The sequence below is a fragment of the Flavobacterium fluviatile genome (genome assembly GCF_010645065.1).
In the GTDB taxonomy this organism is placed as follows: Bacteria; Bacteroidota; Bacteroidia; order Flavobacteriales; family Flavobacteriaceae; genus Flavobacterium; species Flavobacterium fluviatile.
In genome coordinates this window covers 21,783-36,764 of the sequence record NZ_JAADZW010000029.1, presented here as the reverse complement: position 1 = coordinate 36,764, position 14,982 = coordinate 21,783, and the positions used below count along the sequence as shown (strand labels likewise).

The window sequence follows — 14,982 nt, the reverse complement described above, 5'->3', positions numbered from 1 at the left end:
TGTTAGTTTTGGTTTATGGCGTTAAATACTCTGATTCCGGTGTTTTTTGGCTTTTTGATTTGGTTTAACAAAGCCATAGGACGAATGTTGAATAGATGCAATGCGCAATCTCTGTAGCATTTTACCATATCCTTCGCAGTAACATTTTCAGTGTAGCGATCTGTACGTTTATGAAATTCAACTTCGCATTTTTGCAACTCCAGGATAAACCATCTGTTTATTGCTGCATTGGCTAATATTTGTTGAAACTCAATCATAGTAATGCTTACACTCTCACACCAATTTTGGTAAAAGTTCCAGATTAATGATTCGTGTTGCTCTGGGGTAATGTTCAGTTTTTGAATTGTTGTTTTCATGGTGTCAGTTGTTTTTTGTTAGTAATGTCCATCCAATATTCGGCAGCGCCTTCTTCCCAAATTATGTAAGGCTCACCGCCTCCGTGTCGGCTCATAGGTAAAGCCTTAAATCCTTCAACTCTTATTTTAACATCGGCATCATAGCGAACAAACTTTGCAATGTTGCCTAATGGTTCTTTTCCTTCAGCATGGCTATTGAAAATGAATAGCACGTCTGTAAATTCTTCCTTCAGTTCAATGTATTGCCTCTTTGTCAATCCTGTGTACTGAAAACTGTCTATAAAGACAAAATGCGGATGTTTCTTTTTTCTTAATCTGATTTTCAATTCTTCAATAGGTTCTCGGTTCAGAAGTATGAAGTTTTTACGAACACTTTCTTCATCCATTCCGGCATCAATAATATTTCGTTGCATTGATAACCGGGCACCCTCCTCTAACGTGTTGTAAGCTACTTTACCATGCTTGGTAAGCTCCTTGGAAAGCCACATTAAAAACCTGGACTTTCCATGTCCTGAATTTCCCCAGACAAACCAAACTCCATTAGCTTCCGGCGTTCCTATGAATTTTTTAAACTTTGGAGAAAGCTCCAGTTTTTTGAACTTCTTGTTTTTTATCTCAGAAACCGAAACCGCTCGATTAATCTTCTTGGCTTGCGTCATTCGGCTTTTGTTTTTCGGCGTGAATTTTTCTTTTTACTCTTCTCAAATCACATTCGCAGTCATCCCAAATCTTTTTTATTTGTCCTTTATCTTCGATACCATTAGCCATGCATATTTGAGTTACATCGGTAAAGCTGACTCCTTTTAGTTCTATACATTTGCGACCAATACGGCTATATATTTCTTTGTACCCTTTTTTATTGATTTTAAGACCTCTTTTTATGCGTTTGTCTAAATGGTCGGTTGCACAAAGAATAATTCCGCAAAAGTCTTCTAGTTTATTGTAAAGCGTGATAAAGAAGTATAAAACCTGATCGGTCAATTTATCAGCTTCATCTAAAATGATAAGAGGCTTGTTTTTTTTCAGGATTTGGTTAACAGCTTCCTGCATCATTTCCGAAACGGTAAGCCCTGAACAATCACGTCCCATAGTTTGTAATAGTTCCTGTAGAAAATATTTTTTGTTCCAAAACTCCGAACAGCTCAGGCGGTAAACATTCTCATTACTCAAAGTGTATTGCTCAATGGCTTTAGTTTTTCCGCTTCCGGCATCGCCTACAATTGCAAATACATTACTGTGTAATTGAGCATCGGCAAAAAAGCGGTTTAGTAACTTGAAATCTCTTGTCTCTACCAAAACCCATTCGCTAGGTAAAGCCTGTTTGATTTGACTTTCGATATTTCGCCACATATCGCCTGAAATTAATTCTGTGTTACCTGACAATATTTGTGATATAGTAGCAGCACTTACACCATTAAGAGAATTTGCAGCTTTGTTTTGTGACCCTTTTTGCTGACAGAAAAGGCGTAAAGATTCGGTTATTTGTTGTTTTTGAATAGCGTTCATTGTTTTGTTATTTTTAGTTTTACATTAAGTCTGAAAAATCGTCGTCATCTATTGTTGTAACCAGATTGGAAACCTTCTTTTGAAATTGCCCGATATCGTCAACCGTTTCGGGTTTTCCTTTTTTCTTTTTCTTGGTTTCAATTCCCATCAGTTTAGGACTTGTTAATCCGTAATCTTCTGGCCTCATTTGGTGTTGTTCTAAAATGGAATCCATTTTGTCACGAGCTTCAACACGCAGGCGTTTATTTTCGTTGTCAATGGTTTTGAAAAACTGATCTTCCCAAGCTTCTTTTTCCTGCTGTGATCTGTGAATCTCAACTTTGGTTTCTGCTGAACAAACCCGTCTTAACCCTAGCGGTGTATTTTCGTAAAGCTGTATCAAAGTCATATCGTCAGGATCATACTTCACAATGAATTTTTTATCGATATTCTGACGAAGCCAAACCAAGTCCGGCATTCTATCCTCATTGTAAACCATGTAATTGTATTCAGTATTTTTGTCCTTAAATCCAATACCGTACGCGGTACAGGTAATCGGTTTTTCTCGTGCAATCCAGAACATGTCCATCATATCCCAGATACTTACTTCTGGCGTGGCCGGATTAACACTGTTTAAATACATTTCAAGGCGTGGTTTTCCTGTTTTTGGGTGTTTGCCCTGGTTCCATTCCTGACGTCTATTTTTATAAGTTTCCTTGATTTGTTCTAAAGTTGGAAGACTCTTTTTGTTAGCCAGGATAAATTCCATATTTGCCTTGCTTTCGGCTTTTTTAGCTTGTATATTTTGCCCAGTAAAAAACCAATCCTGTTTTAAATACTCCTGTTGGAATCTTGCAAACGCATTTTCAATTGTTTTTGATTTACCATTATATGGGGCTGTACGCGTTGTAATTCTGGCTAATTTTCCTAAGAAACTTTGCGCTTCAAGCTTTTTAGTTCCGCCCTGGTTGTCAAATTTGATTTCATACGGCTTATGTCCTGAAATTTGCAACGCCATTTTAAAGGCGTGGTACTGTGCTTCGAAGTTTTCAGAGTCTGAAATATGATACCCAATAAATACTTCGCTGTATGTATCAAAAACCTCATATACTTGCGTTGTTTTAACCTTTCCGTTTTCGTCCTGATAGTAGTAATTCAGTTTGGTACCGTCTGAGTACCAAAGAGCATCACGAAGACTTGGTAATTTAGTCGTGTGTTGATAGTTGTATTTCTCTTTCGATTTCAACTCACTGTAACGGTATCCATACCAAAGCGGTTCAATTTTAGGATCAGTAAGGAAATTAATAAGCGATTGTTCTGTTTTTAGTTCTTTCCAGTCATTTTCACCCGCCATTTGGTTGTATTCTCTCAACAATTGAGTATAACCAGTACATTTCTTAACTCTATCAGACCAACGAGCCAGAACCCATGATTTAGCTTCATCATTCAATTTTTCAGAGTTTTTGTGTCCAAATCCGCTATGAATCAATGACGAATAGCCGTTTTTCATATACAAATTGTACTTATCTCGTAACCTTTTTTCATTGCCAGGTAATGAATGCGGATAAGTGTGACGTGGTAACTCTTTTAAAATTGGCATTATCTTTTCCCAGGGTTTCACTTTAGAACCTAAAGCCTTACGTCGGCTCATTGTTGAGTTTAAAATCGCACCGATTGCATTTAAAACCTGAGCATTGGCGATATATTCCTTAATATTTTTTTCCGGCAAAGGATCACCATTATCTAAAGTGTATTCTTTAAAAAATCTGTTGGCAGCATCATCATAATTGATGTAATCAGTAAATATGATGTGACTTGCTTGTGTCGCTGGTCCCAATGCCTCGACAATTACTTTTTGAATTTTAGGGTCAAGACTTTCAAAAGCAACAAAAGCTTCGTTTCCTTTTCCTTTGCCTTCTTTTGTGCGTTTGATTTTACCTCTTGTACAAGCTTTATTGTAATTATCATAACTCATTAATTCTAAATCATCATAAAGCAATCGAGCCGGTATAGATAGTAGGTTTGAATGGTATTGGTACATAATTTAAACGGTGTTTAAATGGTCTTTTATTTGTTCCCGCCCAGTACTCGAAACTGGGAGTGTGCCACTCGGGAGGAATTACTATATTTACCGTCTCACTTATAAATTATAGTAATTATGGAAAATGAATTATTATCAAAAGTTCTCGAAAGAGTTGTCTATGATGTCCCCCCGCTTTTTCTAGCCATGCTAGAAGAATGTTGTGAAAATGTTGAAAAATCTGATATTGAAGAAAGCTCTAGGGTTTCAATGGTATTTGTTTCTTTTTACACAACATTACCCGTACTAAAGGGCACAATAGATGCAGGATTAAATCTTGCTGATTCTATTAATCTGGATTATCGGAATCAGGTTTTTGAGATTTCGAAACAATCTCAAATTTATCAGCTATTAGTAGAGATGCTTTCAAAGCCTCTTGTATAGTTTCACCCATGATTTCTCGTACTATTGGTGCGAGAAGTTTTTTTAATACTCTTTTTATCATAGCGTTTCTGTTTTTATTTCTTCAGCTTCTTTTAAAAGCAAATCTTTAGCGCGCTGTCTTATTTTTTTTGCTAACTCTGAATTATTGTAATAGTCCAGGGCGGTTTTTACATTCTGCTTACTGGTGTCAAATTCCTTTGCTATTTGAGCTTTAAATTCTGGGTGGATTCTTATTTTCATGTTATCTTTGTTTTTTATACTATGTTTTGAAAGCGTGTTTTGAAACTTGTATTTCATATTTTGTTTTACAAATATATAGATAAATGTCTCAACTTTACAAAAAACCATGACAAATTTCTCAACTCAAAAAGAAAGAATATTACAATTCATTGAAAACAAAGGAATTAGCAAGAATAAATTTTATATTCAAACAGGTATTTCAAACGGTATTTTAGATAAAAAAAGCGGTCTTTCCATGGAGACAGTTGAGAAATTTTACTCAACATATTCTGAAATTAATCCAGAGTGGTTATTAACTGGAAAGGGATCAATGTTAAAAGAAGATTTAAACGTATTAAGCGAACCATCTGCGCATTATACCCGTGAAGAAAAAAAACTGATACCATTATATGACGGAATAGTTACAGCAGGTATGCACGAAACGGCAGTTCTTGATCCAACACACCAACCGGTAGAAATGATTGATGCAGGTGACTGGTTCCGGGATGCTACCGCAGCAATGCGAGTACATGGTGACAGTATGTACCCAGAATACAAATCCGGTAGTATAGCAGCGTTGAGAGAAGTAAAAAATAAGAGGTTAGTTGTCTATGGTCAGGATTACCTAATAGAAACATCAGAATACCGTGTTATAAAGCGACTTCAAAAGAGTGATCTTCCACAAAATTGGCTTGCTTGTTCAGTCAATGAAGAAAAATACGAGAGCTCCGGGCGTCTAATTCACGAACCTTTTGATATACATATAGATGATGTAACAAGGTTATACCAAGTGTTAGGAAATGTGAAACGTAACCAGAGTAGTACTGTTATTCAAACAAATGGCAAAGCAAAAAACTAGCTAACTGTTTAATTTTCAGATATATATTTTTTATTTACTACGTATTTAAAGGGGTATTATCTATACACTTATTATTAGTTTTTTACTATTTTTGGTGTTTTTTAAGTATTAAAACCTATTTTATTTAATACGAATACCTTGTTTTTGTCCTCCTAAGTGTCCTCCTAAGTGTCCTTCTTTTCTCAAAATATAAAAAATGAAATGATTTTAGCTATATCACATTTGAGCATAAAAAAAGCCCCTTTAAATAGGAGCTTAAACGTTATTAAATTAGCCTTTATACGCTGTAAATAGTAGTTTTATGTATATTTGTTAGTGGTAGTGGTAGTTAATGTTTAAACGGTGTAATTAATGAGTGTTTAAATGGTATTAAAATAGTAGTTAATGGTACAAAAAAACACATTTTATTTTCGACCTTTTTTTGACCTTTTTTGTCCTTAAGTATTGATTTTATTGGACTTTTCGACCTTTTTTATATTAGTTACTATTGTACAATTCATTTAATAGCCCTTAAAAGTACGGAATCTTGATTTTTGAGTTTTTATTTTTAAAAATAATGGCTGTCAGAATCGAAATCGGAATGATCCATAATGCTCTGGCTAGTTTTACGGTTGTGGCAATCTGTAGGGCTTCGGCACCATATTTATTGGCTGCTCCTACTACCGAACTGGTATCATGAATCGCAATGGCACACCATAACCCAAAATCTTTCTGGGATAAATCAAGCTGATGCCCAATGAACGGAAACACAAACAAGGCAACTGAATTTAGAATAAAAATTACTCCCAAAGCTATCGAAGTCTGATTTTCGCTTGATTTAATTGTTGGTGAAATCGCTGCAATGGCACTTCCACCACAGATTGCTGTTCCACACGAAATTAAGTGTGATGTTTTTTTATCGGTTTTAAGCCATTTCCCTAAAAGCGTACCGAAGATTATTGTACTGAAAATAGAGAGAACAGTCAGCAAAAAACCTTCTTTACCGGCAGAAATCGCTGATGAAGCGTTCATTCCGAAACCTAAGCCTACTACAGAAAACTGCAATAAAAAAGTGATCGCCTTATGATTGAATGCTAAAAACGGATTCCCAAAAACATTTACAATCAGAACACCTAATAATAAAGCAATGGGCGGCGAAACAACTGAAAACAGACACAAAACGATTACTGCTCCAAAAATAAGCTGTTGAAGAAAAAGATTAACTTCTACTAAATGGGACGCTGTATGTTGTTGTGTTTTCAAAATAAGGTACTTCATATATACCCTGCAAAGTTCTGCGCTTTATATTGAAAACGCCAATCGTAAAATACAATCGACTATAACTTCAGGTTATAATAAGACGAAATATTTTGAATAAAAAGCTCAGATAAGGCATCTGATTTTCCGAGTAAAGTAATGATGTAAAAGTATCTTTCGATCGTCAAATTTTCTACATCTAAAACTATCAGTTCATTGTTTTTAAGCTCCTTGCCTACTGCATGTATTGACATGAAAGCAAAACAGTTAGAATTGAGCAGATACGATTTAATGCTTTCCGTATTTCCCAGCTGCATTTCGATTTGCAGATCGGATAATTTTACACCAACTTGTTTCAAAGCATATTCTATAACTTCAAGTGTTCCGGAGCCACGCTCGCGGGTGATGAATTTCATGTTTTTTAAATCTTCAAGCGAAATTTCGTTTTGCTTTACCAAAGGATTTTGAGTATTGCAGACCAAAACCAGTTCGTCTTTTATAAACGGAACATATTTAATAGACTGATTTTTAGATTGTCCTTCTACAATTCCGATTTCAATTTCCTTGTTGATTAAAGCATTTTCAATCTGTTCGGTATTTCCATTGAGTAAATTAACTTTAATATCCTGCTGTTTTTGGTGAAATCTTGCCAAAACCGGTGAAATAATATATTGTGAAATGGTGGTACTTGAACCCAATCGCAGTAATCCCTGGCGCTCGTTACGAAACGAACTCATGTCAAAGTCGATTTCGCGATAAATTTCGAAGATGTTTTTGGTATGTTCTAAAAGGATTTTTCCGGCAGGAGTTAAAGCAATTTTAGAACCGTTACGTTCAAAAAGCTTTGTTTTATAAGTTTCTTCGAGTTCCTGAATGTGTTTGGAAACGGCTGGCTGCGTGATATACAATTCCGTTGCCGCTTTAGTAAAATTAAGGCGGAGTGCTACGGTGTAAAATACTTTTAGCCTGAAGTCCATGATTACTTATTTTAAATTCTTTGTGAATCTCGGTGAAATCTTTGCGAAACTTCGTGGTATAATTATCTCACACAGATTCACAGAGCTATCGCTAAGTTTCACTAAGATAAAATAAATTTAAACTACAACATCCCATTATACTTCCTAACAAACCATTCCGTTGTAAGCAAAACAGCAATTAAAACCAAAAGCCAAACCCAGTCAATCAAAGGAGTTTTGGTCGAGATATTTTTCTCTATCGATTTGTATTCTTTACTTTCTAAAAGCGCTTGAATCAAATCATCTGCCTGGTTTTCGAAAAAGGCTTTTCCGTTGGTTTGTAACGCCAGTTGTTTCAGTTTCTGAACATCCGGATTTACAAATTGTTTTTCGATATCAAAATCCAAAATCTCAAAGTGACTCGAATATGACGTATTTGAATTTAATTCTTTTACGGTAAAATTATATTTTCCGGCTGTTAATCCATCCAGATTAGCTGAGAAGGAATTGTTTCCTTTTAGCAAATCATAGTTTTTGGTTTGCTTCGTTTCGGCATTTGTAACCGTGATGGTTAATCTTGCTTTTTCGTCAAATTCATAGTTTTTATTGAAGTATTGTGCATTGATTACAATGGCTTCTCCCGAATTATAAAAACTTTCGTGCTCTACAACCAATGATTTTCTGGAAGCCGATGTTGCCAAATACTGAATGATTTTATCTATAAAAACATCATATTTTTCAAAAGACTGATTGTCAATATGGCTTTGCAAACGCCATTTCCAGCTGTTTTCTCCTAAAAGAAAAGCGGTCCGTCTGCCCTGATTTTCGGCGAAAGCCAATAAAGGTGCATTAGTAGAAACGTTTCTGATTTTAGACGAAAGTAAAACCGATACATTTCCGCTCGTTGTAATACTTCCGAATAGATTCTGCAAGGGCGGAAAGTTTTCAAAACCAATATTTTCAATCGCAAACAAATTAAATTGTGACTGAAATTCGGTTAAAAAATCTTCTCTCTGACCACTCATTTTAAAAACCAGATTATTCTGTTTTTGGTTCAGGAAATTAAAGTCGGTGTTGTTTCCGGTGATGATAAAACTATTCGTTCCGGCTAACTTATTATTATCAAAAACAGGTTTAAAGGCTCCATTTGGCTGATACAAAACCAAAACTGAAACATCATTTAATTTGTCGATTTCATTAGGTTTAGCCAAAATCACTTTGCGCTGTGCATTCGTTTCGATGGAGCGTTTCAAAGCTCCGATATCCGGATGATTTATAGTAGAAACAATAGCAATGGTTGACTTTTGATCGATTACTTCAACCGCAAAGTTTTTGATATTATTGTAACTGTTTTTCTCTTTTAAGTTAGAAGAAACATTTGCCCTGAAAATCTGAAGCCCAACTTTATCAGCTGGTAACAGCAAATTTAAAGAAGCTGTTTTTTTAGAAGGTGAAAAAGAAACTTTCTCTCTGGCTACAACTGAGTTTCCCTGTGAGATTGTAAAATCGGTATTTACAGCTTTAGTCCCGGCATATTGCAGAAATACTTCAACCGGAAATTTATTTTTATGAAAAGCGTATTTATTGACGTTTAACTGATTGATTTTTAAATCAAAAAAAGTGGTTGTATCTCCCACAACCAAAGGATAAACTTTATTAGCAGGATCAAAACGATATACATAATCGTTTCCTGTAGTCTGATTTCCATCGGTAATGATAACTGTCGGGAAAATCAGGTTTTTATTGATGCTTTTTAGATTTTTGGCAACTTCATCGAGATTGGTTTGTTTTCCTTTAAAATCAAACTTGTCTGAAGGTTTAAAATCGGCATCAAACTGATAGGACTGGATTTCAAACTTTTCCTGAAGGGCTGCATTCGAAACCAGTTTTTGATATAATTCGGTAACTTTTTTATCAGATTTTAAAGCCGTTACAGAACTTGAATTATCTACCGCAATTGCCAAAGGCGTTTTGGTAACCTGAAGCGAATTTTTCGTCATAACAGGATTAATCAGTAACACCAATAATCCGAAAATGACTAAAAAACGTAAAAAAGCCAAAAACACATTCACATTCGAATGGTTTTTGGCTTTATAAAAATATTGAAAATACGACAATCCACCAGCTATTACTAAAGAAAGTAGTAATAATAGAATCGTGTTTGTAGTCATAATTTATATGTGTTCAGTAATCAGTTTGTAGTGATCAGAATTAAAAGTCGAAATTATAATGTGTTCTCTTTATAGTTTTTAAGAAAGACATTTTCTGAATACTTAAAAACTGAACACTGCAAACTTATTAAGTAAGCATTCCTCCGCAAACATTAAGCACTTGTCCTGTAACATAAGCGCTCAAATCTGAAGCCAGGTAAAGACATGCATTGGCAACATCTTCAGTAGTTCCGCCACGTTTCAACGGAATTCCGTCTCTCCATCCTTTTACTACATCTTCAGGTAATTTTGCCGTCATTTCGGTTTCAATGAATCCCGGAGCGATTGCGTTGCAACGAATATTACGGGAACCTAACTCTAAAGCTACCGATTTTGTAAAACCAATCGCACCTGCTTTTGAAGCCGCATAATTCGTTTGTCCAGCATTTCCTGAAACCCCAACGACAGAACTAATATTAACGATAGAACCTGCACGTTGTTTTAAAAAGGTTTTCTGAATTGCTTTTGTCATATTAAAAACCGATTTCAGATTCACATCAATCACCTGATCAAAATCAGCTTCAGACATACGCATCAACAGGTTGTCTTTTGTAATACCGGCATTGTTAATCAATATATCAACTGTTCCAAAATCTGCTAAAACAGCATCAACAAAAGTCTGCGCTTCGTTAAAATCAGCCGCATTCGACTGGTATCCTTTTGCTTTAACTCCCAAACTGTTCAATTCTGCTTCCAGAGCCTGAGCTGATTCTACAGATGAACTGTATGTAAAGGCCACATTGGCACCATGTTTAGCAAAAACTTCGGCTATTCCTTTTCCAATTCCACGACTAGCGCCTGTAATGATGGCAACTTTTCCTTCTAGTAATTTCATATTCAAAATTAATTTTAATATTTATTTGTAGCTAATCCTGCTATCCGTTGCAATCTTTTGTGTTTTAAAGAAAAACACAAAAGGATTTCCACTTCTATCAGGGCTAAAAACGACTTGCCAAATATAGAACAATTCCCTTTTTTAAAAAAATAACAATTGTAATTACCTTTTAATATTACAAAAAAAATCATGCTAAACCTTTGAAAAAACAAAAGCAGTCCAAACAGAACTGCTTTTCTTCAAAATAAAAATTAAAACTATTATATGTAATTCATCTTTGTGATGAATAGGAAAACTCCAAGTATTATAGCCAGAAACAACATTCTATAAATTGATGATTGAAATTCTGTTGTATCATTTAACTTATCTTCCTTTCTCTGCTTTATAAGGCTATAAATCATTATCGGAATGATTACGATTATAGAGAGATACAAATAATATCTGGTGTACTCAGAATATAATAAGGATGTCGCTACGAGAATTAAGCCCCATAAGAAAATAATACTTGTTGATGTAAAATACTTCTTTATCATAGCTTTTAAAATTTAAAATTATTCATAATTATTCAAAAAGCAACTCATGATGAGCTGCTTTTCAACTAAAATCAAAACTAAAAACTATTATAATTGATAGGTTGTTATTCTAAAATTACTTGCAGCACTTGTAAATGTGTAAACAGTATTACTATACGTAATTCTAAAAGATTCTTTTTTTACATATAGACCGGCAGTATTCGTAAACACCGCATCAATCTCTGCCAAATAACCTGGAGGTGCAATTATAGCAACGCCATTATCCCAGTAATCATTAGTTAATACTATTGTTTTATTTGCAGCATTTTCACTAGTAGTAACAGTATGGTAAATACTTGGTCTTCCTCCCGCAAAACGATATTCGATATAAGTTCCATAAGGAGAATTGAAATAAAGCTGTATTCTGGTAATTTGTTGATTAGCTGGTAAAGTTGCATTAACTTTGTTAATCAATGTTTTAAAATAAGCAGAAGTTGTAGGAGCTGTATATAAATTGGCTGCTATATACCCAAACACCATTTGAGGATTTCCATCTAGCAATAGTTTGTAGTCATCTGTGAGTACAAAAGGTGAATTGCTATATTTTATAGAAGCCGTTACTCCACCTGTTCCGGTAGCAGTAAAACTACCATCGGTATCATTGTATAAAAAAGTTGTTAATTTCTGACCTGCTACTTCAATAGCCGGACTTATCACAATTCCTGTTGGTGTATATCCAACTCCAAAACTTAACACTTCACTAGAACCGGCATCAATAGAAGGTGCCAATACATAACGGGTAGCAACGTTGAAAGAAAAATCATATTTCATCACCTTTGAACCGTCATTGACATCTAATGACCTAAATAACGGGCGAGCAGATGAACCTATAAGATTTTGCTGTGTAATTAAATTCTTAGACAAATCTGCCCAATCTTCGGCGGTTGCTTTTACAAAACGAACTTCCCTAACTAACCTGTTGCTTTTGAAAATGATGTCACCATTTTCCTGACCATAATATAAAAACTGGAAATCGCCTAAATATCCCTTACCTCTAAGAGCTGTTGTCGGGTAACTGTTAGAATCTGACAAAAGATGAATTCTGTTATAGGTATCAAATAATAAACTAACCGTACTTCCTAAAACTACATCATAATCGCTGGTATATGTTTTTGTATCTGAGTCAAAATCTGAAGCCATTTCAACTTTATTCCCAGGTAAAAATTTAAATAGATGTGTATAGCCTCCTAATTGCGTATCATCTGTAAAATAAACCGCTTTCCATCCATATTCAGATGTAAACAATAAATCGTTCAACTCCTTTTTTTGAGCATTCAGTCGCTCAGTGGGAGTCTGATCGAAGAGCTGTTCTGCATCCGTATTATTACTGCAAGAACCTAAAGACAATGCTACAAAGCCAAGCATTAAGTACTTAAATATATTTTTTAGTTTCATACTATTTATCTGTTAAATTATACATTGCCGAAAATTAATTATTCACAACCATATTTGTATTTTTCTCCGCTGCATCTCTTAATGCATAGAAATCCATATTAAATGCATCTTTGTAATATTGCACTACTATGGCTTCTTTTTGCTGCAATTTCGCTCTCCCGTCTGCAGGCATACTCGCTAAAATAGCGGCGTATTCTGCTTTTGTACTTGACAAAATTGTAGATGCTGTCTCTGCAAAATCTTCAATAACATTATTTCTGGCGTAATTGGTAATAAAACCTAAACTTCTGGATGTTGCCAGCACTTCCAGATGCCATGTTCCTGTATAACCTCCTGGTGTAATTTTTTGCCAGGCTTCTTCGTCAAAAGGCTTGTTCTGATTGAGTATATGTACATATTCATGTTGGATAGTATGAACAAACTCAGTAACATTTGCACGATTTTTTTTATCCAGATAATCAACTTCGAAAAGCGTAATTCTTTGTCCGGAATCAGCAATACCCAAAGTTCTTGTTCCATTTGTGTTAGAATTAACACCACCAACCAAAACAATTTCTCTTGGCGCTACTTTTTTTACAAAATCGTAACCACCTACTGTCGTATAACTGTCTATCCAAATTTTCTTTACCACATCCAAAGCGGGTTGGACTTTATCAACCATTGGAGGAAATAAAAATCTATTATTATCTACCGTATTCTGGTTCCATTTATATTGTGCGTTGATATTATAAGGATTCAAATAATTAGCGTCAATCCAGTTGTCTAACTCTGTTTTTTCGGCTTGGGTATAATCTAACTGACTCTTTCCAAGTGTATCTTCATGAGCGCAGGATGCAAAAGACAAAACCCCTGCAACCAAAGCTATTACTTTATATTGTTTTACTATTTTCATAATAATTTAAATTAAAATTAAAAAAATTACCTAGGGTTTTTCTCTACACCGTAATTGGATGCTGCAAGAGGAATTTGTATTGCTCTACGTTTATCATCTTTTACCAGAGTATTTACCGGTAAACCAAATGTCTCATGATTAACAACCAGATTAAAACGTTTTACATCAAGCCATCTTAGACCTTCATGGACAAAATCTCTTCTTCTTGCCTCAGCGATTGCTTTTACATAGGAAGTCTGCAAAGCTGTCATCGAATAAAAAGGAGTAAATTCATCAGCAATAACAGGATACATACTTACAATTTTTGCCTGTGTAAGCTTATCTGTTGCTGCGTTATAACCAGTTGTTCTTGTACCAATAAAATATTCTAACTCTGTATTAGCTTCTGTAATTCTGTCTTTCATGACCAGAGCTTCAATTCTGTTTAAATAGAACTCATCATTTGACAGAAGAACAATACCACAATAAGCCTCACCAATTCCTGCACTAATGTTTGTATATTTAAAATATTCTTCAAACTTAGGCGTGAACAAGGTCCTGCTGCTATTGTAAGAATAAAATTTAAATAAATAGGTTTTATTAAATGGATTCGTCGCCGAACTAAAAAGCTCTGTTTGTTTATCGGATGTTAGATAGAAATTACTGGAACTTGCAGATCTCCCAATAAGCGAATTTGGAGAAGCAATCAGTAAATTAGTTGCATAAGATGATTTACCATACTCAATAAATTGAATGTCCGGAGCCAGACCAGATAAAGTTACGTAATCCTTTAATTTTCCAGCAGGCTTAGAACCCAGTCCTTCAGAAACTTCAAGAACTTTGTCCCAGTCTCCTTTTACTAAATAAAAGCGGCTTGCAAATGCTTTAGCAGCTTCTTTATTGAAATGAAATTTAGGTTCGCTGTAATCATTAGTTACTAATTTCAAACCTTCTTCCAAATCACTTTCAATAAAATCAAAAACTTCTTTAACTGTATTTCTTTTATAATTTTTAAGCAATTCTGTTTCAGGCACTTTTACATATGGAACTCCTAAATCTGTATCCGCCGTGGCTGGATTGTAACGTTGAGACCAGAAGGTTACCAACATAAAATGAGCATAAGCCCTGGCCATTAATGCTTCTCCTTTTTGAGGGTTTAAACTTGCCGGACTGCCTAATTCTTCAATAGATTGTAAGGCCTGGTTAGCGTGTGCAATTGCTCGGTAGCAGCCATTCCAATAGTTAGCCTGAGTATCTATATTTATTTCAGTCTGCATTTCCCAATTGTAGCTTTGCTGGTTTTTGACAGATACAGAACTTAGTTCAGCATCTCCAACGTTGTCAGACATGGTTTCTGCTAAATCCATATAAGAAGCTGACGGATAAGCATTTACCAATAATTCCTTGATTTTTTCAGGGGTATCGATTTGGGTTCTGTTATCTGGTATTTCAGAAAGGAATTCATCACAACTGCTAATACCTAAAAGCACCAGCAGAGATAAAGCTATTTTTATATTTTTCATA

General features: G+C 34.9%; 13 protein-coding genes and 1 pseudogene. 2 read left to right on the top strand and 12 right to left on the bottom strand.

Features of this window, described 5'->3' with window-relative positions; all coding sequences use genetic code 11:
* Nucleotides 1-2 precede the first annotated feature (2 nt).
* From GXM17_RS19370 to GXM17_RS19355, 4 genes are read right to left on the bottom strand one after another with little or no spacing between them, the layout of a single operon-like run.
* Nucleotides 3-356 (bottom strand): hypothetical protein, encoded by a 354-nt coding sequence (locus tag GXM17_RS19370; RefSeq protein ID WP_163401193.1) that lies wholly within the window; start codon nucleotides 354-356, stop codon nucleotides 3-5.
* The gene (locus GXM17_RS19365; RefSeq protein ID WP_163401192.1) at nucleotides 353-1,015 is read right to left on the bottom strand and encodes a hypothetical protein; all 663 of its coding nucleotides are present in this window, start codon (nucleotides 1,013-1,015) and stop codon (nucleotides 353-355) included. The genes GXM17_RS19370 and GXM17_RS19365 overlap by 4 nt, the downstream gene beginning before the upstream one ends.
* Complete coding sequence (locus GXM17_RS19360) at nucleotides 993-1,862, bottom strand: AAA family ATPase (protein WP_163401191.1); 870 nt, start codon at nucleotides 1,860-1,862, stop codon at nucleotides 993-995. Before GXM17_RS19360 ends, GXM17_RS19365 begins: the two co-directional genes overlap by 23 nt.
* Nucleotides 1,863-1,881: 19 nt before the next feature.
* Nucleotides 1,882-3,882, bottom strand: a complete 2,001-nt coding sequence (locus GXM17_RS19355) for a transposase family protein (protein ID WP_163401190.1) — start codon at nucleotides 3,880-3,882, stop codon at nucleotides 1,882-1,884.
* 117 nt (nucleotides 3,883-3,999) lie between these two features.
* Here GXM17_RS19355 and GXM17_RS19350 point away from each other — a divergent pair, with 117 nt between their 5' ends.
* Nucleotides 4,000-4,305, top strand: coding sequence for a hypothetical protein (locus GXM17_RS19350; RefSeq protein WP_163401189.1), 306 nt, complete (start codon nucleotides 4,000-4,002; stop codon nucleotides 4,303-4,305).
* 57 nt (nucleotides 4,306-4,362) lie between these two features.
* Here GXM17_RS19350 and GXM17_RS19345 read toward each other — a convergent pair whose 3' ends face one another.
* On the bottom strand, nucleotides 4,363-4,545 hold the full coding sequence (locus GXM17_RS19345) for a hypothetical protein (RefSeq protein WP_163401188.1): 183 nt from the start codon (nucleotides 4,543-4,545) through the stop codon (nucleotides 4,363-4,365).
* A 106-nt stretch (nucleotides 4,546-4,651) separates the two neighbouring features.
* Here GXM17_RS19345 and GXM17_RS19340 point away from each other — a divergent pair, with 106 nt between their 5' ends.
* Nucleotides 4,652-5,383 carry a S24 family peptidase gene (locus GXM17_RS19340; RefSeq protein ID WP_163401187.1) on the top strand — a complete coding sequence of 244 codons (732 nt, stop codon included), beginning with the start codon at nucleotides 4,652-4,654 and terminating at the stop codon, nucleotides 5,381-5,383.
* A gap of 513 nt (nucleotides 5,384-5,896) precedes the next feature.
* Here GXM17_RS19340 and GXM17_RS19335 read toward each other — a convergent pair.
* The 7 genes and pseudogenes from GXM17_RS19335 to GXM17_RS19305 all read right to left on the bottom strand — a co-directional run.
* Nucleotides 5,897-6,640 (bottom strand): annotated as a pseudogene (locus GXM17_RS19335) (YeiH family protein); the annotation flags it as partial.
* A gap of 59 nt (nucleotides 6,641-6,699) precedes the next feature.
* The gene (locus tag GXM17_RS19330; RefSeq protein WP_163401186.1) at nucleotides 6,700-7,596 is read right to left on the bottom strand and encodes a LysR family transcriptional regulator; all 897 of its coding nucleotides are present in this window, start codon (nucleotides 7,594-7,596) and stop codon (nucleotides 6,700-6,702) included.
* Nucleotides 7,597-7,718: 122 nt separating this feature from the next.
* Complete coding sequence (locus GXM17_RS19325; RefSeq protein ID WP_163401185.1) at nucleotides 7,719-9,746, bottom strand: hypothetical protein; 2,028 nt, start codon at nucleotides 9,744-9,746, stop codon at nucleotides 7,719-7,721.
* 127 nt (nucleotides 9,747-9,873) lie between these two features.
* Entirely contained in the window at nucleotides 9,874-10,620 is a 747-nt protein-coding gene (fabG, locus tag GXM17_RS19320; RefSeq protein WP_163401184.1) for a 3-oxoacyl-[acyl-carrier-protein] reductase, read from the bottom strand.
* Nucleotides 10,621-11,240: 620 nt separating this feature from the next.
* Nucleotides 11,241-12,587: a DUF4302 domain-containing protein gene (locus GXM17_RS19315; RefSeq protein ID WP_163401183.1), complete on the bottom strand. Its 1,347-nt coding sequence runs from the start codon at nucleotides 12,585-12,587 to the stop codon at nucleotides 11,241-11,243.
* A gap of 34 nt (nucleotides 12,588-12,621) precedes the next feature.
* Nucleotides 12,622-13,479, bottom strand: coding sequence for a zinc-binding metallopeptidase (locus tag GXM17_RS19310; protein ID WP_163401182.1), 858 nt, complete (start codon nucleotides 13,477-13,479; stop codon nucleotides 12,622-12,624).
* 26 nt (nucleotides 13,480-13,505) lie between these two features.
* Nucleotides 13,506-14,981, bottom strand: a complete 1,476-nt coding sequence (locus tag GXM17_RS19305) for a RagB/SusD family nutrient uptake outer membrane protein (protein ID WP_163401181.1) — start codon at nucleotides 14,979-14,981, stop codon at nucleotides 13,506-13,508.
* Between the last annotated feature and the right edge of the window lies 1 nt (nucleotide 14,982).